The organism is Pseudoduganella lurida, assembly GCF_007830455.1.
In the GTDB taxonomy this organism is placed as follows: Bacteria; Pseudomonadota; Gammaproteobacteria; order Burkholderiales; family Burkholderiaceae_D; genus Rugamonas; species Rugamonas lurida.
Map to the genome: position 1 here is coordinate 190,100 of NZ_VLLB01000001.1, position 23,558 is coordinate 213,657.

Sequence of the window (23,558 nt, forward strand, 5' to 3'; positions counted from 1 at the left end):
ATGGCAGCAACGAATATCATCTTGGGCTACGGTGAAACCCTGACGCATCCTTACGAGCTCAAGCGAGGCTCAGGCGACAAGAAGTATCCGTATTTCATCTCAGAGCAACGCCAATGGCTCGGTAGCCAGCTTTACGGGATCATTCGGGCGCAGGCCGAACAGCCAGCTGTCCTCAAGCCCAGAGGTGAATCCGTTGCCAAGTTCACGCTCCATCCAGCGTTCCTGGCCAAGTCCCATCACCCAAACGACCTGCTTAACGCGACTGGCCTGCGATGTGTCGGCAGCCGCTCGGCCACTGTCGTGCCCAGGAAGGTCACGAGTGTTCGACAGAAAGCTGGTGAAGAGCTTTTCACCGCGACGCTCTATGTTGCGGGCACCGACCGCTCCTTCGAAAGATTATCTGAGATGCTGCAATCGTCGCGAACCGCACAAACACATCAGAAGGCGTTCTGCCGCTTTGAGCTGATGCAGCGATTTACCGCTCACGACAAGAACCTGACCGGCGCGGTCGCGGCCAATTTGCCTTTACTTGAAGTTGTGCTGCACGCCTCAGCAGAAGACAGCGACATTGTGAAGGCATTTGAGGTCTACGCGGAGTCCCTTGGCGGAGTCGTCGAAACCAGCCGCGCGCTGGTCGTGTCGGGATTGACGTTCATACCGGTGCGCGTGCCGGCGGCAGCTGCGGTTGAGCTCGCAGCCTTTCACTTTGTTCGCGCGGTTCGCGTCATGCCCTCCTTACGGATAGGTGGCAGGGAAATGCGTGGGTCGAGTGTCATGGTACCTAGCCTACCGACTATGCCCGCGATTGACCCCTCACTCAAGGTTGCAGTGTTCGACGGAGGGATTGGCCACTCTGATTTGAGTCCATGGGTTAAGGAGACGATTCTGCCTGGGGCTGAGGTAACTTCTGCCGCCTACCTCAACCACGGCAACGCCGTTACCAGCTCAGTGCTGTTCGGACCAATTGACGAAGCTGCAAATGAATTCGCGCGTCCCTATGCCAACGTGCATCACTACCGCTGCATTAGCCCAGCCTTGCAGGCGCCATCGGGTGTGCCCGACGCCGATCTCTACGATGTCCTCAAGCATATCGATAACGTACTCAAGAATGAGAAGCCAGACTTCCTCAACCTTAGCATCGGCCCGTATATGCCGATGGATGACGATGAAGTGCACCCATGGACCGCGCTGATCGACAGCCATCTTGCGTCAGGTGAAACGCTCGCTACAGTCGCAGTCGGAAATGATGGCGATAAGGTTTGGCCCGACAGCCGGGTACAGCCACCATCCGATATGGTCAACGCGCTTGCCGTTGGGGCCTGCGATATTACTGATGCCGCGTGGTCCCGTGCGACGTATAGTTCGCACGGTCCTGGACGTAGTCCAGGCATGGTCAAGCCCGACGGTGTCGGCTTTGGCGGATCCGATGCCGAGCCATTCGTTTTCTATAACGCTCTTGCCGGGCAGTATGCGTACACAACCGGTACCAGCTTTAGTTCGCCAGCGACTCTTCGCACGGCGATCGGCGTCAAAGTCTCGCTCAATTCACCATTAAGCCTCCTGGCTGTTCGCGCTCTCATGTCCCATCACGCGTCGCGACCGAAACACATGCTGATGAGTCACGTGGGACATGGACGGTTTCCGCAAAGTGTTGAAGAGGTGCTGACTTGTGACGATAACGAGGTCCGAGTGATTTACCAAGGTACGCTCCAGGCCGGTCAGAACCTGCGTGCGCTGATCCCCTTCCCCACGCTTCCGCTAAAGGGCAAGGTGACACTGCGAGCGACCTTGTGCTTCGCCAGCCATACGGACCCCGAGCATGCCGTGAACTACACACGTGCTGGGCTGACCGTCGTGTTGCGGCCGAAGAAAACGAAAAAAGACACGATGACATTTTTCTCTTCATCGAAAATGTACACGAGCGAGCTTGAAGCGCGAACCGACGACCAAAAATGGGAAACGACGCTCAAGCACGAACACCGCTTCAATGTGGACACGCTGGATGACCCGATTTTCGACATCACGTACGGCGCACGTGAAGACGGCCAGAGCGTTGACAACAAGTCATTGCCGCCTCTGCCATACGCAATGATCGTCACGGTTTCTGCGGAGGATACCCCTGGCGTGTATAACAACATCCGACAGCGCTACCAAACATTGCAGCCCGTCGAGATTCGTCAGGAAGTGCGGATCAAAACCGCTACAGGCCGGCCGTAAGCGCCCAGGTCGCTGTTATGCGACGCTAAAATCGAGCGTTGCATAGCTAGGATGAGATACTCCTATAATAGGCTTTCGTTTATCAGCAAGTTGTCTCCATGCTTGACCAGAATCTCCCTGCCTCTACAGTTGATGCTGTTGCTCCACTTGAGGCCTTCGCACTGCCTGCAGAAATTGACGGCACGAGCGGAAGTAACCGGGCGCCCTCTACCGCTCGCCAAGTCAGGGCTGACAACGATGTCGACGCAATCAAGGCATGGCTTGCACGCTTTCTAGCCAAGAAGACCACCTTCGACAATTACCGCAAAGAAGCGGAACGTCTGCTTTTATGGTCAACGCTGCAACTAGGTAAGCCTCTGTCTTCGATCACTCACGAGGACTGGCTTCAATATCAACAGTTTCTTCGCGACCCGAAGCCTGCCAGTCGCTGGCTTACCGCCGACGGCCGTAAGTATCCTCGCACAGCCCCAGAATGGCGCCCCTTTGCTGGACCATTGTCGCCTGCAAGTCAGCGCCAGTCCGCCGTCATTTTGAACGCATTGTTCTCCTGGCTTGTTCATGCAGGGTACCTTGCTGGCAATCCGCTAGCTCTGTCACGCGAACGACGACGGCGCCCGGCGCCGCGGGTAACTCGCTACCTGGACGACGATATGTGGCGCGAAGTGAAGATGACGGTGGATGCCTTACCCCGGGAGACGAAACGCGAACGAGAGCACTACTTGCGTCTCCGCTGGCTCGTCTCGCTAAGCTATGTCTGCGGCTTGCGGATCTCCGAAATTGCCGGCAACACCATGGGTGGATTTTTCCGTCGTCGAGATCGCGAGGGCGACGAGCGCTGGTGGCTGGAGGTGCTCGGTAAAGGCGATAAGTTACGTATCATTCCTGCTACCGATGAGTTGATGGTCGAGTTGGCCCGATATCGACGCGAACTGGGCTATGCACCGTACCCTTCGCCCGGCGAGGCGACTCCACTACTGCTGCCGATTGGCGGTAAGCCACGAGCAATGACACGCGGGGCCATTCACGAGATCTTCAAGGACGTTTTTGCCAAAACGGCTGCAAGGCTACGCCTGCGCGGTCCAGAGTGCGAAGCAGCAGCAACGCATGTAATGCAGGCGTCGGCACACTGGCTGCGCCATACCGCAGGCTCGCACATGGCCAACAACGATGTCGACCTGCGCCATGTGCGCGATAACCTCGGGCACGAGTCGATCAGCACAACCAACACCTACTTGCATTCGTCAGACGATGCTCGGCACGCCGAAACTGAAGCCAAACACAGGATTGGTTGGTGACTGATCGGCAGCGCTTGGTGCCAGTCGGAGGCTTTATTGCTCTTTATTGAAGCGTAAATAAACTAAATAGTTGCACATAAAGCATCCGCCAAACGGATCCAAGATCTATCCCTGCGTCAGCTCGCACTTAGAAAACTGGATGTTCAGTGTGTTCGCATTGGCTCGTCCGCCACGGCGAAACGGAGCGTCAGCAGGCGAAGGTCACGTGCTGACGCTCCGGCCTCACGAAAGGGCTGGCGCCAGGCAGAAAGCGCACCTTTCAATGTGTCCTACAGTGGTGATCGCTTCATGCTACTGAACTGAAAACGGTTGCACTGTTGCTCGGTGACTCAGAGTCATCTCGTGGACTTTTCATTGCCATGGCATGCTCCTTCAACGTACTAGTAGAATCCTGCAACTATTTCGTTAATTTTGCCTAAACCCTCTTAGCGCTAAACGAAGAATCTGGCCCGCCGTGCTCTTCCGCCGCGGGCGGTACGGGCCAATCGAGCATTTCGGCTATACGACGGATTACCCACCGAGCCTCAGGCTCGGAGGTCCATCGGGTTGCAATCAGTCGGGGAAGGTACTGGTCGAGAATCTCAAGCTCGGACATGTGAGAACGCTTCCCGGCTTTCGACTCAAGGGACTTCGCTGACATCTGTCTGGCGAGGTCCTCGCACATATCCCACCTAGCGAAAATTTCGGGCGGCGTACAGCCTGGACCGTAAAAGCGTCCTTTGTACTCCGCCGTCAAGAGCTTTGGCTGTGCGCCTGAAACTGCGCCAAGGTGCACTGGGCGCGGGAAGTCCGCCGGGACCTTCGCGTACTGCTCTTCGCAAAGAAATGCGGATGCTGAGTGAGCCTCGCCGTCCATTTCATCACCTCCATAAAATTAAATTGCTGCACACAAACGCGGTGTAGGCTCGGTTTACTAGTTTAATAATGTAATTAACATCCCCCAGGCTGATCAAGGATGCGCACCTTTACGTCAGTTGGCATTTCCCAAACTCGAGGTTCACTGCGGTAGCTTCGAGTTCGTCCGCTACGGCAAAGCATGGAGTAAGCAGACGAAGGTCCCGTGCTGACGCTCCAGCCTCACGGAAGGTCTGGCGCCAATTAGATAGTGTATCCTTCACCTGCCCTACAATGGATATCGCTTCATTTCTGGCGAGCTGAAATCGGTTGCACTGGGACAGGGCGTTGACAACAGTACTTGCTCGGCCCAGTGCCCCAACACCGATGCTTTGTGACCGGTGTTGGGCTTCAATTTGCGGACACAGATCAAAGGCAGGAGAAAGCTGCAGTACGCCAGGCTCCTTCATTAGTACGGCATGGTTGCGAAGATGGTCGTCGATATTTCCCACCATGATGTTGAAAACCATTCTTCGAAAAAGCTCCGGGCCGGCACTGGGACAACCCGTATTACTTGAGCCAAGCGCCTCTGCGAACCCTGCGTACGAATACTTTTCCCTGTAGTGAGAATTGTCCCCTTGGATTACCAAAGGGTTTAATAGACTGTACGCACTCATATAATGGATGCGTGCCCCGCTCTCGGTACGATCAAACCGCTCAACCACAAGTGCCGTGCGAGACCCGATTTCAACAAGTTCAAACGATGGCACTGTGATGCCGGCAAGGTAAGCCAACCGTAGAGTTGCGTACTCAGCGATAGGAACGTCAAATGGGTCGTCCGGAAGCCCGAACTTGACTATGTGCTCACAGCCGTCATAGGTGATCAGCGCCTTCGGCCGCACTCCTCCGAGATCGCAGCCCGGACGCAGCAGGCTTAAGCTGTCGTCTTCAAGGTGCTGTCCAGGTAATTGGACGAATTTGTAGAATTTGTCGAGCAAACTCGGGCTAAAGTCGGAAAGACTTGTGCCGATGTTGATCAGTTTAGGGGCGCAGATATTCTCCGGGCATGTTACTACACGTCCAGACCCGAAACTCGATGATTGAGCCAGCCACTCGATTGGAGAACTTGGCGCGGGTCGTCGCGCTTCAAGCAACTGCCGCGCAATAAACCTCGCTCCCCACCCACTTGGCGCGAGGTCGGACAAGAAATACGTCCCATCCGAATTTGGCGACACGAGCGTGTCGTTAGAGTCCTTTGTGAAGAGAGCGAGAAATGGATCGACAAAATCTGCGGAGCTCCTTGATGTGAACTGACGCAGTCGCGCTCGACCATCCTGGTAGACACCAAAGGAACCAATCAAACGAATTGCATCCGGATTTTCACAATCAAATATGGAAACGCTTTGTTCGGTCATGGGCTATGCAGGTTCGATGGGCAATTTTGCCCTGATATCCCTACTTTCAAAAACGCTGTGACAGCACAAACTAGCAAACGGATCGAATTTCGTCCGCCCCATCCAAGCACTCAGCAGCGTCACCTGGGTGATTGGCGGCTTAGCTCGACAATGAAGTTCGGATCGAAATCGTCATTTTCAGCGTGACCGCCTCTCATCATATAGCCTAAAGGATTGGCGACGACTCTACATTCGCCGACAAGATAATCGAAACTAGTGTGAGTATGTCCGTGAATCCATAGAGCTGCCTGCCGCACGAGTTGATCCAGGTCTGATGCAAACGCACCCGAAACTGGATCTGAAGCATATTCCGGCGCAACAGACTGTCTCGATGGTGCCATATGGGTAATCACCACTGTAGGACCAGGGAAAGGCTCACTGAGCTTATCCTTGAGCCATGATCTTTGCTCTGCGTGGAGTTGCGCAGTGTCCAGTGGCCGTAACTTTCGATAGCCAGCCGACGCTACACGAATCCGTTGGTAGTCGTTCATCACGTTACCGGCATCGACCATCACATCGCGTTTGACGTCAGGTCCGAACAGCAAGAAGTCAGTCCACAGAGTCACGCCCAAGAAACGTATGCCTTGCAAAATATACTCGTCACAGTCGAGGTAGTGCACATTCGAATGCTTCTCGCACTCGACTCGTATGGCATCTCCCATCTGATCAACGGCTTCGCCGTAAAACTCATGATTGCCGGAAACATACAGTACTGGGGTGTCTGGGAAGGTCTGTGCTGCCCAAGCAGGGGCGCGCGCTTTTGTGTGAATGTCTCCAGCTAACACCACAGCATCCGGCCGGCTAGTCCCAATATCGAACCTCGGCGCGAAGTCCCGCCACACTTCAAGATGAAGATCAGACAAAACCAGTAAACGCATTTTGCTTCCTTAAAAATTGCGAGATGTAGACAGCGAGTAGACACCGAACATTTCGAATCGAATTTCACTTTCTCAGATGCTCGCTTCGAGGCCAGGCCGCACCCGCGCAAACTGGGACTGCACTAACCCGGATTCATCGGCAGTTTGCCCAAGCCCAAAGCCGCACATGCGTCAGCCCAGTCGTTCTGGTCACTCATGGTCACCCAATCCCAATAAATGTCGTCCGGCCCGACGCCACAGTCGCACCATCCCTCTCGCCGTACCAAGTCTGCAAGCGCCCATGCAGGCGCGAGGGATGGTAGAGCCACACCCTCGCCGGCCCGCATGCCTGCAGCCATTTCATCGAACCACTCAGGCCCTTGTACGTTGACTTCAAACCTATCGACTTGGTATACCCGCCGCGTTGCGCTGACAGTAACGGTGATCAAATAAGGAATTTGGGTGATCCAACCTGCACGGCGAAGAACCTCGAGGCCAGAAATCACTGCGCTCGGCATCACCATGCGAAGTCCCATTTCCCAATCCGGGTACTCGGAAACGACCAGGTTCGCGAAAACACCGCTTTGTCCACCTAAGCCGCGGACGAGCCCCTGGCGGTTCCAACGGTAGAGTTCTTGTAGTGCGAACCGCGGCTTCCAACCCAGTCTGAGCGTCAGGTCGGCCATATGGAATACCCAGGGTAAACTTTCAAGCGCAACGCGACAACGGTTAGCGACCATCAATAACGTAACTCACCATTTGCACACCTGCCGATCGACGTGATAAGGAGACTTCCAGCACACACATTCAGGCCATGCCTATTGGGGCGCGTGAGAGTCACGCGCCTCACTTGGCGCGACGTTCGCAAATACGAAGCCGGTGCGGTCAAGGCGTGTCGACCCAGCTCACCGTGCCTGTTTCACGATGTTGGCAGGAAATACTCTCGGCAACATACGATAGTCGATGGATGCAGCAGCATCGTTAGCAGCTCCGAAGGTGTGCCCTCCCACGATCTCATCTTCAACAGTGACGTACAGAGGAAAATCCGTCTCGCCGTCCTCGATCTTGCTTACATAAATCTCCTTGATCGGCACGACAGACCATTGATGCGCGAGGTCCAGCTCGGCAGGTAGAAGCATAAGGACATCTAGTAGCTTCCGTTTTTTGTCCTTATTGATCTGCTGGCAGAACGCCAGCACATCCTCATGGCGCCAGAAGATTGTCGTCTGTGACACCCATGCACCGCCTTGCTTTATTGCATAGTTGATAAAGACATAAGACATGCCGAAATGGAGCGTTACTGCACGCCACGTTTGCACGCCTGCCCCCGAGGAAAACGGGTACCCGGGAAGCTGGTGCTCCTTTTGTGTTGTCAACAAAGCAAACTCCGCAACGGTTGTGAACACTATAGATTGTAGCCCTAAAGTGCGCGCCATGAGTACATCGTTCCTTTTCAACAGGACGATGTATGAGCTTACTTGGACGCTTCGGGGCGGGACTGCAGTTGGCGAGGAAGAGCCGCGGCCTAACTCAAGAGGATTTTTCAATTGTGTCGAGCCGCACGTATCTCAGCAGCTTAGAACGGGGCCAGAAGTCCCCTACTATTTCCAAGATTGAAGAGATCGCTTCAGTGATCGGGATCCACCCTATGTCGCTCCTTGCACTGGCATACCTGCCCAACACGGAATCGGAGCAACGGAAACTATGCGAACTCGTCTCGGCCGAGCTGCGGTCGATTCGCGGCGCAGGAGATCCAGAGAACAGCTCGAATAAACAAGATGACGGTTGAAAACAGCAGCGACGTCCTACAGACCGCCCCGTTATCGAATCAACTTCAATTTCCTTGTTCAAACAGTGCCGTCGACATGCGCATGTGTTCACGCTTAGGTAGAGCCACATAACAAAAAAAAAGCAAACAGCACAGTGCTAACTCATAGCTCCATGCTTTATTGCTAGTTCATAAAGTCACTAAGTTACATTGACTTCTATGAATCATAGCGTTGAACGCCATGCCATCAATTTCAGGAAAAGCTATAGAACCTTTGAAATACGCGAACTTCGGATCCTCGCTTTCCTCTTCGAACTGGCGCATCGCACAAGGATTAAAACTTGGCGGATTCAAGAATCTGAAAACTTCAGCGCGCGTTGAGACTAGCGACCAGTACATATCAACATACATACCGATAAAAGCAATTCTCCAGCAGACCCGTGCCCTATGCCAGAAAGCACTGATTTCCGTACTCGACGGATCACGCAAGCTGTTCGGGGGCCGAGATGGGTTTAACGATAGATACCGCTCCAAATTCCTGCGCATTGCGCAGAGCGCTAGCAGAGGCAGGTCGGCCGCGTTCGGGAATGACTGAGATTCAGATCCCGTCGCCACCAGGTATCGACGATAATCTTCATCGGTAAAGGCTCGCCTAGCGTAAATTAAGCGTTCAAGCCGCCTTAATGTAGCACGGTAAATTCCCAACATACGGGTTCTGTAACGCCCGTCCCATGACACACGTTGGGCGAGCTTTACCTGCCAGCCTGGTTCCACGTTCAAGCGGACAGCCCAACGCAATATGATTAGTCTTGGTGTACGCCGTGCTGTTACGGGAAAGGGGTTTGCAGCCTCATTATGGTCCAGTACCCACTGTCGCATAAATGATCGATACGGAAAGGTATAATGGGATACATCCTTCCTATCAGACGAAGGCAAATGGTTCAGCAACGCTCTCCGAACCGATCCGCTTTCAATCCACCAGTCGTAAAGCCCCGAAAGGGCTTGACTGAACTTATCCGCGCAACATTGAATGCTCAACCGCGACTCGACGGTTGGCCACACGCCGGAAATTGGGTTATAGCAATGCGCGCATACATATGGACGATCGAGAAGCGACCGGCAAATTCCATATTGAGGCAACCTCATTCCGCAATGTTCGCACGTGGTCAAAAGACGCGCCCCATCTATTGGACAGGTTTCGATGTAGAGAGATTGATGCCAGTAGCTGTGGTACCCGTGCTCTAAACAAAGTGGACAGTATCTGAAATTCCCTTCCCACCATGTTGCATCGGCGAGTCTGCACGTGCGCTCGGCTATCTCCAGCTTCCAGTTAGTTGCAGACTCGAACTGGACCAACGAGATCTGGTCAAACGATGGGAACGACGAGGTGGAAAAGGTCGGCCGTTGTTTGCAGTATTGCAACAAGCGTGATCCGCTAAGGGCATTTCGCCAAGCGAACCTCCATAGCGACGATAGAATAGATTCATGTGGAAGCGGGCAGAGATCTTCGTTCAATCGACTTGAAGTATGTCCAAGAAAATCGGTAATTTCTCTCATCGCTTCCTTCTCTCTCGCTTCTCTTCCTGATTTATGGTATCGATCGCATCGTCCAGCATTGCATAGGTAAGCGAGTCATCCCATCCCAGTTCAGCGAACGCCTTTTTCGATTGCTCGCGAAACATTTGTTCAAGCAGATATCTGCGTATGGCAATGAAAAGCTGTCGGCCAGGAATGCCTACGGATCGACTTGCCGGAGTGGCACATCGATCGACTGCATCCAAAAACGTTCCTACTTGGTCAGCAAGACGAAACCCTTTCTCCCATGCGACCGGCATAAAATGTTGTACCCAAGTTAGGCCACCCTCCATAGGATAAATCGAGGTGTCGAAATGCCTGAACAAGCCTCTAAAATCCTCTTCCTTTGAGAAGGCTCTGAAAATCATCTTACGGCGGGCGAAACGCGATATGAGATCAAGCCGGCCGCGTTCTCTCAGCAGTGCGAGAACGTCTCCAAAATCGGGCTCTTGGCCCATCATTACCGTAATGAGCTGAATTCCATCTTTGTCGAGTTCGTTGTACACATCTTTAAGAAAGAGAAAGTCATCGATACGCATTGCGTTTGCTTCGTCGATCAGTAGCAGAACGACTGGCGATTTGTTTGCGCGAGCCATGTCTACTAACCGACGAATCAAACGATGACGAAGATCGAAAGTCTCTCCGCGCAAATCTGGATGACCAATCGCCGCAAGGAAGTGCTTGTAAAACGCACGAATTGAGGCTACCTGATGATTCCAAGTGTTATGTGGGATGACAAGCACCTCCGGCATACGCCGCCGAACCAGATGCTCAAGCATCATCAACGCTCGCGTTTTTCCCACCCCGCTATGCGCCGTAAAGCAGCAACCAGTCTCTCGAACAAACACCAGTTGTCTCACTATCTGGTAGAGTTCATTGATGGGCTCGGTAGGAATCACAGTGCCCGAACGAAACACCGGATGGTCAATCAGTCCGCCGTCGGAATTTGCAGTTTTCGGGGGACGTTCATCAATCTCCATATAGCACCTCACCTTCAAGATCGGACTCCGGGAACCCGGTGATCATCCAAGTGGCACTTCGTCTCAGTTCCTGATGAGGGCGCCTATCCGAAACTGGTGCAGCTGTTTCACCACGGTGCTGCGCAGCAAAGGTTGCGCGTGCGATTTCTAGCCCCTCTTTCGGCGTAGGAATATTTTGTTTCGCCCCTACGTTTTTCGCTTTGGTTACAGATGTCTTTTCATCACGCCACCGTTTGACCGGAGAGTGCCCATTTTCACGCTGCCGTAGCGTAAGGCCGGCATTGTTCAAGGCGGCTCGCTCACGCCAAGAGATATGCAGATGGGCCCATTTTGGGGAAGCATTAAGCGCCCCAAGTTGCTCGCCACTATCACGAACCGTAGCGTGAACAATTTGGACATCGCGTCTGTCGCAATACAATATGAGATCGCGTCCTATCAAATGGTACGAGGCTGCAAGCTCGGGGTTTGAATATCTCCAGCGCCCCAGATTGACATACGGCCGCTCGTGCTTTTTCAAGCTGCCACGAACGGTCGCGATCTGCTTATGCATCATTAGCTTTAGTTCGCTTTGCGCACGCTTTGGAAGAGGCTGCAGAAATACCCCGGACGCCGGCCTATCCAACGAATTCAGGAGCGCTGACATTGGCGAAGCAAAGCTGACACCCTCACTACGTGTTTCGTTATGCTCCCGAATGCACCCATAAACGACGTCGATAAGGTCCTTGATCGTGATCTTAAATTTAATTGCTTGACCAACCGGATCATTCCGGATTGGATCCTTTGGACCGCTACCCAACGTAGACGGTAACCGCTGTAACCCTCGTCTTGTCAGCTGGCCAAAAATTCTCTCGACAACAGACCGGCGCCACCATGCGCGTACAGGACCAAAATTGACAGCACAGCCAACTGTTTGAATGATATTGTCCACGACCTCTGTTGCCGCGTTTGACCAAGCATTATCCATTTTCAGGACGCTGAAACCCTGATAAGCCAACTCAGGCTTGACTTGATTCGGGAATACTTTGCCGTCAACCGTAAGAGTACAAAATAGACCATCTTTTGAGCTGTCGATCGGGCGTAGAGAGGCTTCCACCACTTCGAGGACACTGTCTGCGCTTGGATTGAGTTCTAATGCGATCCATGCACCAAGAACGAGGCCCCAGCGCTCTTCAACAAGTAGGCCGATATGCCAGCGCGCTACTGGTACTGGGATACGTTCGCCTTCTGAGGTCTCAAGCAAAATGATCGACGCAGCGTCTACCTTATGGAAGTCGAGCTGACAGGAGGTCATCCCCCTCATAACGGGTAGGATTGGCCTATGGCCAGACCCAACACTAGACCGGCGTTGTGCTTCTACTCCAGCGCGGGCTCCGAACCATCTGCCCGATTCCTGCGTCCGCAAACCGTGGCAGTACTTTCGAAGCGATCTATATCCGCAATCTTTCGTATTGAATGGCCAGTCATCGTCCCCCAGGCCGCACTCTCTCAGTTTTGTAATGAAAGATCCATGCAGGTCGCGGAAAGTCGTTTTAGCGCTGGGTACTTTTCGTCCGGGCCGTTTGAGGAACTCGTCATCGACAAATGAGCGTATTTCCGGCCTTTGCTCGAACAATAATGTCAGAGCCCCTGCACATCCCCCCGAGCTGCCGCCGATGAAATGCACAACGGGCGCGGTACGCTTGTACTCCTTGATCCGGTATCCAGGAATTAAGCCTGTAAACCCAGCGATCGTACCGTTACCATCAGATGTGACACAGCGCTTGACAAGCCGCCTGACCTCCTGTGGCGAGAGAGAGACCCTTTCCTGTATTACGCCATATGGCTTAGCAGCGGCATACATTTCGACTGCTTGCTTACGGCGTTGGTAAATCGAGCGCTGGCCAGAATCCAAGGCGGCTTCGTCGGGCATTGGCCATAAGGTCAGGTCGCATAACTGTGACGGAATAAGAGAGCGACGGGAGCCCATATTCATGCCAACCTCCGCTGAATTTCGCTATCAAGTCCGAAAAGGCGACCTTGGAGGTCAGTACTTGCTACGCCCTGCTGCAGTGAGGAAGCGATCACAGCGAGCATGATGGCTGGATCAACATTGGAAGCCGTCAGTAGTGATCTTACGCTGGCCGTACGGCTCGCTTCGAGGGCTTCAACGAAAGCCGCCCGCTCTGTGTAGTCCGGGTGCCCTTTCGCGCGATTGGTACAAGCGCACAAGATGAGCCAGTTCTCAAATTCGGTTTCCCTTCCTCGAAGATCATCTTCCGTGTACTCAGCATAGCTTGCGCCGGCCGCCGACGCCGCGGCACACAAGATTTCACCTGCGCTGTCTGGCGAGCTGGCTCGACCTGGTCGAGCGCCGCTACGCTTTATCCGCAGCCATGTATCAGGACCATCGGAGTTTTCCACACGTACATAACCAGGTAACGATGCTTCTCGTTCAGCCCCCATTACACTGAACGGGTCGCCGACGAACTGATACCGTAAAACTTCAGGGGTACCTTCGAGCAGGATCAGGTGCATGAACGGTACGTCACCAACTATAGTTAGCCGGCGATCGTTCTTCGGTGATTCAAAGATCCAGAGATTGGCTACCTTACTCGCGCGACGGCGAATAGCGGTTATGGGCGAGGGTTGCGCACCCACATGCCCGTCGTTTGCAGACAGCATAAGTTCCTTCCTCGACTGTAAACTGCAGCCGCTTGGAAAATAGGGGATTGACCTTCCAGTCGAGGAGCGCTATCGTCAGAGTTGTCTAGGTTCTGGAGCGATTAGCTTCCCGACCGGAAAGCGGCGGATCTCAAATTTTGGGGTACGTCGCTTTCTTCTTACATGATTACTCCTCGCTTAGAATGGTTTCAATTCTAGTAGCCGTTGCCGGCGTGATACGGTCAGCGCGTTCGACAATGTAGCTAAGCAGTTGAAGGACTGCCGGCGATAATCCTTTCATGTGCGGCACAGCTGTGCAACATTCTGCGATCGCGGACGAAACTAGTCGTTTACGTTCTGATTCGTCCAACGCGAGTGCCTGAACGATTCGGGTAAGCGCTTCTTTGGAAGGCGGCCCCTTCCTAGGTTTTCAAGCTGGGAGTAATAGCCTCGCGCAAGCTGAGCCTTGGTGGCAACTTCAGCCTGTGAAATCCCCGTCGTGTCCGCGCTTGGTAGAGCTCAGCGCCAAAACTGCCATACTCAGCTGTCATGATTGCGGCCAACTTCGATCGCCGATGTGTGGAGAGTGACAGTTATATAACGTTTTGAAGGCTTCATCAAGCGAAACATCCAATAGAATCAATCAGTTACGTCCTATTGGCATAGCACAGAACAACTCTTGCTGCTAACTTGAGAATGGTCTAGGCGAGCAAAATCCGTGAAGTGGTGCGAAACAACCCTATCGTTAGCGGTTAGCGGCTCTCACCAACCGAGTCACTTAGCTGGATCACCAAACTGGTGTCGCCCGGCGGTCGGGATCGGACGAGCCAGCCCGAGGTGTGCCGCTCGATTATTTTCGCCAGTACGATCTGTGTTTGTGTTCGGAACATGGCGAACGGCTTTCGGCCGCATGAGGACTACATCCAGAACTTCAAACCTCGAAGGGTTATGTACGTGCAGATCGGGCCTTGGCCTCTCACCGATATGCACCTGGGCCAAGTGGAATAATGCCGTTTGAAAACCCGATTGAACGCTTCATATTGATAGCCTATTTTCTCGGCAATGAGTCCGACTGACATTCTGCTTTCACTGACCAGCTTTGCAGCAGTTACCATCCTTATCTGTGTGAGGACTTCACCTGATGTCGTGTTGGTGACCTGTTGAAAAATGCGGGTGAATGTAGCACGCGACATATTGCACGACACCGCCAGACCGACGCCTTTCCAAGGGCGATCCGGCGTCGCTAACATGGCCTAGAGTGCAGGCTACAGGCGCCGCTTCGCTATCAAAGCGAGCAGGCTCGGCGTTGAGGACTATTGCTTGACGCGTCCTCTGATCACGAGGGCAAACAGGGCGGATGCCAACAGCTCCCGTTTCCAGTACAACATTGCTAACGACTGCTCTTGACCGCAGGCCGTGCTCGCGCCCGCCATAATTCTGTGCGTGGGTTTTCTGGTGCTACAAACAGTAGTGGTTGAATTTCCCTTTACACTAGTCATCCACGCGTCTCGGAACTAGCATTAGGTCTTCGATGTTCTAGTTTTGTCGACAACGTATCTTTACGTCGTTTCCACTTTACCGATACGCTTTTAGGTCACTTAAAGCGACGTAAACGTGTGATTACGCGCCCCTGCATTTGCTCTCCACCATAGGGGAACCGTCCACTTTGCATGGATACACTTTCACCTCCGAGCGCTTTCGTTCCAAGCTGGCGTGACCCACGTCGACATCGGCGGCCTTGCGGAACCAGGACCTGCTCCTGCCAGACGTTAGAGCCCATCCCTGCGGCGATCATTGGCGGCCCGTTGCACACAATGACGGCCCACGTGGATGCGCAACGAAATGCCGCCCTTGCAAGCGCTCGCACTTCGATTCCCACGCGAGTGTTTCACCGTCCCGTCGATGGTCACCCGGAAGCACCGCGAATATGTCGCGAGCCGCAGCCAGTGCCAAAATCTTCGCCATCTGCGTGGTCGTCGTCGGTGCCATCCTCGTTTTTGCGCCCGACGTGGTGCTGGCGATGTTCGGCATGCCGACCACGAATGAAACCTGGATCCGCCTGGTCGGCGCGCTGGCGTTCAATATCGGCATCCTTGCCTCGGTCGCCGCGCGCCACGACGACCGGCATTTCTTTGCCATCCCGGTGTATTCCCGGACCGGGTTCCTTGCAGCGGTCAGCACGTTTGACGTTCTCGGTCTGGCCAGCCTGGTCATCATCCTGTTCGGCATGATCGACCTGGCCGGCGGCATCCGGACATCTAGCCCCCTGAAGGCTGATGCACGCGGGGCCGCAAGGCTACCGGCCCAACGTGTTCTGGGCAGCGCTGCCCAGGCCTGAAGCGACGCGCGAGTTGGCATCCGTGCGAAAGACGATCGGATGTTCAACAGGCGCCAGGCGCCCTGCCGTCGTCGCGGACACGATCGCCGCGTCGATCTTGTAGCGCAACGGTGACTTGGCGCAGACCGGATCCGCTGCCGCTGCATCGCCGGCCAGCATGAACGCCTGGCAGCGGCAGCCGCCGAAATCGCGCGTCTTTTCCGGACAGCCGCGGCACGGCGCCTGCATCCAGCCGTCGCCCCGGAAAGCGTTGAACGCGTGGCTGTGATGCCAGATGTCTGCCAGCGAAGCCTCATGGATGTTGGGCAGATCCAGCCCGGGCAGATCGCGGGCGTTATGGCACGGCAGCGCCAGGCCGTCCGGCGCGACGCCCAGAAAGACCGCACCCCAGCCGCCCATGCAGGCCTTCGGCCGGTCCTCGAAGTAATCCGGCACCACGAACAGGATCCGGCAGCGCTTGCCGATCCTGGCGCGGTAGTCGGCCACCACCTGTTCCGCCGCGCGCACCTGGTCACGCGTCGGCATCAGTTGCGCGCGGTTCTTCATGGCCCAGCCGTAGTACTGCGTGTTGGCCAGTTCCAGGTATTCCGCACCCAACTCGAGCGCCATGTCGATGATGCGGTCGACATGCGGCAGGTTGTGCCGGTGCAGCACGCAGTTCATCACCATCGGATAATCGAATGCCTTGATCAGCGCCGCGACTTTCTTCTTCAGCTCGAACGTGCGGGTGCTGCTCAGGAAATCGTTCAGCTCGCGCGTGGAATCCTGGAACGACAGCTGGATGTGGTCCAGGCCCGCCGTCTTCAGGGTGGCCAGGCGCCCTGCCGTCAGCCCCACGCCGGACGTGATGAGGTTCGTATAGAACCCCAGCCGGTGCCCTGCCCCGACCAGTTCTTCCAGGTCGTCGCGCTGCAGCGGCTCGCCCCCGGAAAATCCCAGTTGGACCGCACCCAGCGCGCGGGCTTCGCGCATCACCCGCAGCCAGTCTGCCGTCGTCAACTCGTCGCGCACGGCCGCGTAGCCGACCGGGTTGTAGCAGAACGGGCAGTGCAAGGGACAGCGGTACGTCAGCTCCGCTAGCAGCCAGTAAGGCGGCGCCACGGTTGCAATGGGTTCCATCAGACGATCCAGTCATGCAGGAAGGCGTGCGCCATGAAGCTCTCCACTTCGGCGCGCAGGCCGGTGGCACCGAACTGCGCCTCGAGCCGGCCGACGATCTGCGCCACGCTGGAGGCACCATCGCAGCCTTGCAGGATCGCGGCCGCCGAATCGTTCAGCCGCACCATGCCTTCGGGGTACAGCAGCACATGCGCGCCCTGGGCCGGCTCCCATTGCAGGCGGCAGCGCCGGTTCAATGCCGGCCGGTCCGGCAGGGTCGGCCCGTTCATGCCGGGTACGCCCGCTCGATCGCATCGAGCATGGCCCACAGGATGTCCAGCTTGAACTGCAGGATGCCCAAGGCACGCTGCTGGCGTTCCAGCGTGTCGAAATGGTCCAGCGTGACGGCCAGGCCGTGCTCGACGTCGCGCCGCGCCAGCGGGATTCGGCTGCGGAAGTACGCCAGCCCTTCCGGCGCGATCCACGGATAATGTTCTGGCCAGCCCGCCAGGCGGTCCTGGTGGATGCGCGGTGCGAACATCTCCGTCAAGGAGGCGCACACGGCCTCCTGCCACGGGCTGCGGCGCGCGAAATCCAGATAGGCATCGCAGGCGAAGCGTACGCCCGGCACGACGTGCTGCAGGGACCACAACTCACCAGGAGGAATGCCGGCCGCCGAGCCCAGTCGCACCCAGGCTTCGATACCGCCCGCGGACTCGCCGCCAGGGACACCGTCGTGATCGAGAATGCGCTGCACCCACAGCCGCCGCGTGGCGCGGTCGTCGCAGTTGAGAAGGATCGCCGCGTCCTTCCGCGGGATGAGGGACTGGTAATAGAAGCGGTTGGCGATCCAGCCGCGCACCTGGTCGGGCGAACACAGGCCGCCATTCAGGCGCACGTTGAACGGATGGTGGATATGATAGCCGCGGCTCTTGTCGCGCAGGCGCTCTTCGAATTCGCCGCGCGTCCAGGGCGCGGTGGCAGGATAGCTCATAGGTCGATTTCCATGCCGTCCCACGCGACCTCGATGCCATGGCGCGCCAGCAGCGCGCGTTGCGGCGCGTCCTCGCGCAGGATCGGGTTGCTGTTGTTGATGTGGATGAGGATCTTGCGCGCGGCCGGCATGCGGTCGAGCAGTTCGATCATGCCGCCCGGGCCGGATTGCGGCAGATGACCCATCATCGCCGCCGTCTTCGCGGACAGTCCCTGCACGATCATCTCGTCTTCGCTCCAGAACGTACCGTCGACCAGCAGCACGTCGCTCGCCCCCATCACGCGTGCCACGTCGTCCGTCGGCACGCCCAGGCCGGGCGCATAGAACGCACGGCGGCCGTTCGTGCGATTGAGGATCACGAGGCCGATATTGTCCCCCGGCCTGGGCGCTTCGCGGTGCGGCGAATACGGCGGCGCCTTGCTGACCAGCGCCACCACGGCCAGCAGCGTCTCGGCCAGTGGCGCAAGCGTGACGGCGCCCTCGCCCAGCACGTGCCGTTCGACGCCGCAGTAAGCGCCCAGCACGCGCAGCAGCGGCAGGCCATCGGACAGGTCGCCGAACACCTGCGCCGTCGCATACAGCGGCAGTGGCGCGGTGCGTTCGCGCAGCATCAGCAGGCCGGTCACGTGGTCGATCTGCGCATCCATCAACAGCACGGCGCAGATGCCGCTGTCGCGCACCGCACGGGCCGGCTGCAATGCCGGGTTGGCGCGCAGCTGCACCAGGATGTCGGGCGACGCATTCACCAGCAGCCAGTCCTGGCCGTTCTCGCTCAGCGCGATGGACGATTGCGTGCGGGCGGACGCCGCGATCGTGCCACGCCGCAGTCCCGCGCAATTGCCGCAGTTGCAGTTCCACTGCGGGAATCCGCCGCCGGCGGCCGAGCCCAGTACCAGGATTTTCAAGAATGTGCTCCGCACGCCGCCGGTCATGACAACCGGCGGACATTCCTCGTCGATGGCTAGCGGTTGGCGATGTACAGCGTGATTTCGAAGCCGAAACGGAAGTCGATTGCCTGCGGGGTGGTCCAGGTCATGAAAAGCTCCTCGTTGAATGTCGTCTAGGAATCGATGGCGCGGCCGACGACGAAAGGCCGCACCACTCCGTAAAAACCGCCACTCATGAAACAGCGCCAATGCTGGTGCCGGCAGGTCGTGACGACCACCCTGCTCCGTGCGCCCGTCAGCGGTCCGGCAATGCAAACACCGTCAGCACGCCGCCCAGTTCCGTGTATTTCGCCAGGTCCTTGTAGCCGCCGGCGGCACCCAGCCCGTCGCTGGACTTGGTCAGGCCGGCCGCCAGCCCGATCCCGGCCCAGCCGCCAATGCCGGACAGCACGCCGATGTACTGCTTGCCCTTGTACTCCCACGTGTTGACGTTGCCGATGATGCCGGACGGGGTCTTGAACTTCCACAGCTCCTTGCCGTTGTGGTCCACTGCCTTCAGGTAGCCTTCCAGCGTGCCGTAGAAGACCACGTCGCCAGCGGTGGACAATGCGCCGCTCCACACGGAGAATTTTTCCGGCTTGGACCAGACGATCTTGCCGGTGCTGGCATCGAAGGCGATGAAGTTGCCCAGGCCGCCGTGGCTGTTCGGTGCGGGATACATTTCCAGCGTGGAGCCGACATAGGGCTGCCCGGCCGTGTACTCGATGCGGAACGGTTCGTAGTCCATGCACACGTGGTTGGTGGGCACGTAGAACAGCCCCGTCTTGCGCGAGTACGACGCCGGCTGCTGGTCCTTCGTGCCGAGCGCGGACGGGCAGACGCCTTTCGTGTTCACGTCTTCACCGTTCTTGTCGGTGCTGTACTTGGCGACCACCTGCGGGCGGCCACTCTTCATGTCCACGTGCGTGGCCCAGTTCACGGCGGGGTCGTATTTTTCGGCGACGAGCAGCTCGCCGGAGACGCGGTCCAGCGTGTAGGCAAAGCCGTTGCGATCGAAGTGCACCAGCGCCTTGCGGGCCTGTCCCTTCACCTTGATGTCGGCAAGGATCATTTCGTTCACGCCGTCATAGTCCCACTCGTCGTGCGGCGTCATCTGGTAGGCCCATTTCGCCTCGCCCGTGTCCAGGTCGCGGGCGAAGATCGTCATCGACCATTTGTTGTCGCCGGGGCGCTGCCGCGGGTTCCACGTGCTCGGGTTGCCGGTGCCGTAATAGACCAGGTTCAGCTGCGGGTCATAGCTGTACCAGCCCCAGGTGGTGCCGCCGCCGATCTTCCATTGGTCTCCCTTCCACGACTTCAGCGACGAGTCCTTGCCGACCGGCGCCATCTTGCCGTCGGTCCAGGTCATGGTCCTGTCGGGGTTGATCAGCATGTCCTTGTCAGGCCCGGTGCTGAACGCCTTCCAGACCTGCTTGCCGGTCCTGATGTCGTAGGCCGTCAGGCGGCCGCGCACGCCGAATTCGCCGCCGCTCACGCCGGTGATGATCTTGTCCTTGAAGACGTGCGGCGTGTTGGTGGTGGTTTCGCCGATCTTCGGATCGCCCGTCTTGACCTTCCAGACTTCGGCGCCGGTCTTGGCGTCCAGCGCCACCAGCGTGGTATCGGCCTGCTGCAGGAAGATCTTGCCGTCGGCGTAGGCCACCCCGCGGTTGACGGTATCGCAGCACATCACGGGAATCACGGCCGCATCCTGCTTCGGCTCGTATTTCCAGCGGATGTGCTGGTCGTCCAGGGCAATGGCATACACCTTGTTCGGGAACGGGCTGTGGATGTACAGCGTGTCGCCGATGACGAGCGGTCCGCCTTCATGGCCGCGCAGCACGCCGGTGGAGAACTGCCACGCCACCGTCAGGTTCTTGGCATTGCCGCTGTTGATCTGTTTCAGCTCGCTGAAGCGCTGGTTGCTCAGGTCGCCAGCCTGCATGGCCCAGTTCTTCGGGTCCTTCGTCAGCCGTTCGATTTCCGATTCGGCGGCCGAGGCCGGCAAGGCGCTGGCAAGGACGGCTGTGAAAGTGGCGGTGACGGCGAGAGCTAGGCTCGGCCGCCAGCCGGTGACACGGTGCAGAAAGGAGCGGTGCGGAAAGGACATGTGGGTCTCCTGTGGTTATTCTGGCCGCGCAGCCGGCGGCACATGACGACGCTGTACTGGCCGGTGCATGGAGCGTGCCAGCGCCCTGTCGCCTGGCATGCCGCAGGCCCTGCCCGGTGGTTGTTCAGTTTTGGAGACACCACGGCCGTACCGGTGTGCCACGCGCGTGGCAGGCTGCGCCGATGCAACGCACCGCCAAAAAATTCATGAAACAGCTTTGACCTTTCGCCGGGTGCGGGGTGTATTCTGTTGACTGCAAGTGCGATCCACTTCAAACCAAAAGTCGCGCAGTTGTGCTCGCCTGAATACCCGCCGAGCGGACAGACGCGACAGGGAGACAGCATGGCGGAATCCGCAGGGAATGGCTGCGCGGTGCATTGCGCAGCCGAAGGGACGGCGAGCATGCCGTCGAACACCACGACGGACGGCAGCGCGCATGTGCGACGGGTCCGCTCCGTCGTCCATGGCCGGCTCAATGCCGGCAGCCGGGACCCGCACAGGGGCGAGCAGCCGGGCCGGGATCAATACAGCCGCGATCAGTACAGCCGGGATCAATATAGTTCCATCACGCGCTCGTGGGTGCGCTGCCTGCACGAGTACCGTCTCGATCCGGGCAGCCGGGGCGAACCGCAGGTGGTGGACCCGGCCGAGCTGCGCGAGCGCCAGGAACGGCTGGCCGGCGTGCAGGCCGTGGCCAAGGTGGAGATGGCGAACCTGTACCAGCAGCTGGCCGGCTCCGGCTATGCGATCGTGCTCACCGATGCCGAGGGCGTGCTGCTCAACTACTTCGGCGATCCCGGGTTCACCCACGCGGCATCGCGTTCAGGGCTGATGCAGGGCGCCGTCTGGAGCGAGCGGGCGCAGGGCACGAACGGCATGGGCACCTGTCTCGTCGAGCGCCGGCCCGTGACGGTGCACCAGGACGAACACTACCTGTCCCGGCATATTGGCCTCAGCTGCGCGGGGGCGCCCATCTTCGATCACCATGGCGAAGTGGTGGCGGCGCTCGATGCGTCGGGCGAATCCCGGCTGGCCCAGCAGCACACGCTGGCCCTCGTCAGCATGTCCGTGCAGATGATCGAGAACCGCGTGTTCCTCGACCAGTTCCGGCACGACTACATCCTGCGCTTCCATAACCGTCCCGAATTCATCGGCACGCTGAGCGAAGGGGCGATCGCGCTGAGCCCGGAGGGCAAGGTGCTGGCCGCCACCCGCTACGCGCTGTTCCAGCTGGGGATCGCCCGGCCGGCGGACATCGTCGGCCGCGACATCGTCGGCATCTTCAACAGTTCGTTTGCGGGGCTGGTCGACAGCACGGTGCGCCGCGCCTTCCACGCCGTGCCGATCTTTCATATCAAGACCGGCGCCCGCTTCTATGGCGTGATGCTGCCGCCGGTCGCGCCACCGGCCGGCCATCGGGGCGCGGGCCGGAGCGAACTGAAGCCGGCGCTGTTTGCCGAACAGGCCGCCGCCTCGCCCCTCGATGCGCTGCATGCGGGGGATGCCGCCATGGTGGCCAATGTGCGCACCGCGAAGCGTACGCTGGAACGCAATGTCGCACTGCTGCTGCGCGGCGAGACCGGCACCGGCAAGGAGCTGTTCGCGCGTGCCGTGCACCGTTCGGGCCCGCGGGCCGACAAACCGTTTGTCGCCATCAACTGCGCGGCGCTGCCGGAACCGCTGATCGAGAGCGAGCTGTTCGGCTACCGTGCCGGTGCCTTCACAGGGGCGAGCAAGGACGGCGCACGGGGCAAGCTGCTGCAGGCCAACGGCGGCACCCTGTTCCTGGACGAGATCGGCGACATGCCCGTCACCCTGCAGGCGCGCCTGCTGCGCGTGCTGGAAGAGCGCGAGGTGCAGCCGCTCGGCAGCGAAACGCCGGTGCCGCTGGACATCCGCGTGATCAGCGCCACGCATTGCGACCTGCCGCAGAAGATCGCCGAGGGCCATTTCCGGGAAGACCTGTATTACCGCCTCCAGGGCCTGACGATCCTGCTGCCGCCCCTGCGCGAGCGCACCGACCGCCGCGAGCTGATCCTGCGCATCGCCCGCGAAGAAGTGGAAGCCGGCAGCGCGATCGAACTGGACGTACCCCTGCTTGCCTTCCTGGAGCGGCAGCGCTGGCCCGGCAATCTGCGCCAGTTGCGCCACCTGCTGCGTGCGATGCTGGCGCTGCGGGATGACGATGTGCTCACCCTGCACGACCTGCCGGCCGAGTATCGGGCCGCCTCGGCGGCCACGATCGGCACGGAGGCGCCGCCGGCCGGCGACCTGAATCCGCTGGAAAATGCCGAGCGCAAGGCCCTCATCGAGGAATTGCAGCGGCACAGCTGGAACATCTCGATCGTGGCGCGGCGCCTGAACATGAGCCGCAACACGCTGTACCGCAAGGTGCAGCGCCTGAACATCCAGAACCCGGAGAAGGCATTGCACTGAACCGCCTCTCCCGTTGAGGCGCTTGCCGGGACATGT

The 23,558-nt window shown here is 58.0% G+C and carries 19 protein-coding genes; 5 read left to right on the forward strand and 14 right to left on the reverse strand.

The features are described 5' to 3' along the window. Both IP91_RS00940 and IP91_RS00945 read left to right on the forward strand, forming a co-directional pair. The gene (locus tag IP91_RS00940) at positions 1-2,217 is read left to right on the forward strand and encodes a S8 family peptidase (RefSeq protein ID WP_145646855.1); all 2,217 of its coding nucleotides are present in this window, start codon (positions 1-3) and stop codon (positions 2,215-2,217) included. Between the two features lie 98 nt (positions 2,218-2,315). Beyond that, positions 2,316-3,512 (forward strand): tyrosine-type recombinase/integrase, encoded by a 1,197-nt coding sequence (locus tag IP91_RS00945; protein WP_145646857.1) that lies wholly within the window; start codon positions 2,316-2,318, stop codon positions 3,510-3,512. Between the two features lie 965 nt (positions 3,513-4,477). Here the strand turns inward: IP91_RS00945 and IP91_RS00950 are convergent. From IP91_RS00950 to IP91_RS00965, 4 genes are all read right to left on the reverse strand, one after another. After that, positions 4,478-5,761, reverse strand: coding sequence for a type II toxin-antitoxin system HipA family toxin (locus IP91_RS00950; protein WP_145646859.1), 1,284 nt, complete (start codon positions 5,759-5,761; stop codon positions 4,478-4,480). Positions 5,762-5,880: 119 nt separating this feature from the next. Beyond that, positions 5,881-6,678 carry a metallophosphoesterase gene (locus IP91_RS00955; RefSeq protein WP_145646861.1) on the reverse strand — a complete coding sequence of 266 codons (798 nt, stop codon included), beginning with the start codon at positions 6,676-6,678 and terminating at the stop codon, positions 5,881-5,883. A 122-nt stretch (positions 6,679-6,800) separates the two neighbouring features. Continuing rightward, positions 6,801-7,343: a hypothetical protein gene (locus tag IP91_RS00960; RefSeq protein WP_145646863.1), complete on the reverse strand. Its 543-nt coding sequence runs from the start codon at positions 7,341-7,343 to the stop codon at positions 6,801-6,803. 219 nt (positions 7,344-7,562) lie between these two features. Continuing rightward, entirely contained in the window at positions 7,563-8,093 is a 531-nt protein-coding gene (locus IP91_RS00965; protein ID WP_145646865.1) for a hypothetical protein, read from the reverse strand. Between the two features lie 32 nt (positions 8,094-8,125). On the opposite strand from IP91_RS00965, the gene IP91_RS00970 reads away from it, so the two are divergent. After that, positions 8,126-8,446: a helix-turn-helix domain-containing protein gene (locus IP91_RS00970; RefSeq protein WP_145646867.1), complete on the forward strand. Its 321-nt coding sequence runs from the start codon at positions 8,126-8,128 to the stop codon at positions 8,444-8,446. Positions 8,447-9,978: 1,532 nt separating this feature from the next. Here the strand turns inward: IP91_RS00970 and IP91_RS00975 are convergent. The 4 genes from IP91_RS00975 to IP91_RS26745 all read right to left on the reverse strand — a co-directional run bounded on the left by IP91_RS00975 (position 9,979) and on the right by IP91_RS26745 (position 14,870). Then, positions 9,979-10,980 carry an ATP-binding protein gene (locus IP91_RS00975; protein WP_145646869.1) on the reverse strand — a complete coding sequence of 334 codons (1,002 nt, stop codon included), beginning with the start codon at positions 10,978-10,980 and terminating at the stop codon, positions 9,979-9,981. Continuing rightward, positions 10,970-12,271, reverse strand: coding sequence for a hypothetical protein (locus IP91_RS00980; protein WP_145646871.1), 1,302 nt, complete (start codon positions 12,269-12,271; stop codon positions 10,970-10,972). The genes IP91_RS00975 and IP91_RS00980 overlap by 11 nt, the downstream gene beginning before the upstream one ends. Before the next feature lie 677 nt (positions 12,272-12,948). Beyond that, entirely contained in the window at positions 12,949-13,494 is a 546-nt protein-coding gene (locus IP91_RS00985) for a hypothetical protein (RefSeq protein ID WP_145646872.1), read from the reverse strand. A gap of 1,043 nt (positions 13,495-14,537) precedes the next feature. Next, positions 14,538-14,870 (reverse strand): helix-turn-helix domain-containing protein, encoded by a 333-nt coding sequence (locus tag IP91_RS26745; RefSeq protein WP_145646874.1) that lies wholly within the window; start codon positions 14,868-14,870, stop codon positions 14,538-14,540. Positions 14,871-15,547: 677 nt separating this feature from the next. On the opposite strand from IP91_RS26745, the gene IP91_RS00995 reads away from it, so the two are divergent. Beyond that, on the forward strand, positions 15,548-15,958 hold the full coding sequence (locus tag IP91_RS00995) for a hypothetical protein (RefSeq protein WP_145646876.1): 411 nt from the start codon (positions 15,548-15,550) through the stop codon (positions 15,956-15,958). On the opposite strand, the gene pqqE is transcribed toward IP91_RS00995, so the two are convergent. The 6 genes from pqqE to IP91_RS01025 all read right to left on the reverse strand — a co-directional run bounded on the left by pqqE (position 15,917) and on the right by IP91_RS01025 (position 21,086). After that, entirely contained in the window at positions 15,917-17,077 is a 1,161-nt protein-coding gene (gene pqqE / locus IP91_RS01000; protein WP_145646878.1) for a pyrroloquinoline quinone biosynthesis protein PqqE, read from the reverse strand. The two genes, IP91_RS00995 and pqqE, sit on opposite strands and share 42 nt — an antisense overlap. Then, on the reverse strand, positions 17,077-17,346 hold the full coding sequence (pqqD, locus tag IP91_RS01005) for a pyrroloquinoline quinone biosynthesis peptide chaperone PqqD (protein ID WP_145646880.1): 270 nt from the start codon (positions 17,344-17,346) through the stop codon (positions 17,077-17,079). The genes pqqE and pqqD overlap by 1 nt, the downstream gene beginning before the upstream one ends. Beyond that, positions 17,343-18,050 carry a pyrroloquinoline-quinone synthase PqqC gene (gene pqqC / locus IP91_RS01010; protein WP_145646882.1) on the reverse strand — a complete coding sequence of 236 codons (708 nt, stop codon included), beginning with the start codon at positions 18,048-18,050 and terminating at the stop codon, positions 17,343-17,345. Before pqqC ends, pqqD begins: the two co-directional genes overlap by 4 nt. Further along, on the reverse strand, positions 18,047-18,955 hold the full coding sequence (pqqB, locus tag IP91_RS01015) for a pyrroloquinoline quinone biosynthesis protein PqqB (protein WP_145646884.1): 909 nt from the start codon (positions 18,953-18,955) through the stop codon (positions 18,047-18,049). The genes pqqC and pqqB overlap by 4 nt, the downstream gene beginning before the upstream one ends. 56 nt (positions 18,956-19,011) lie before the next feature. Further along, positions 19,012-19,086, reverse strand: coding sequence for a pyrroloquinoline quinone precursor peptide PqqA (gene pqqA / locus IP91_RS26750; protein WP_145647967.1), 75 nt, complete (start codon positions 19,084-19,086; stop codon positions 19,012-19,014). A gap of 146 nt (positions 19,087-19,232) precedes the next feature. Beyond that, positions 19,233-21,086 (reverse strand): methanol/ethanol family PQQ-dependent dehydrogenase, encoded by a 1,854-nt coding sequence (locus IP91_RS01025; RefSeq protein WP_145646887.1) that lies wholly within the window; start codon positions 21,084-21,086, stop codon positions 19,233-19,235. A gap of 402 nt (positions 21,087-21,488) precedes the next feature. On the opposite strand from IP91_RS01025, the gene IP91_RS01030 reads away from it, so the two are divergent. Continuing rightward, entirely contained in the window at positions 21,489-23,522 is a 2,034-nt protein-coding gene (locus tag IP91_RS01030; protein ID WP_158643043.1) for a sigma-54-dependent Fis family transcriptional regulator, read from the forward strand. Positions 23,523-23,558 lie beyond the last annotated feature (36 nt).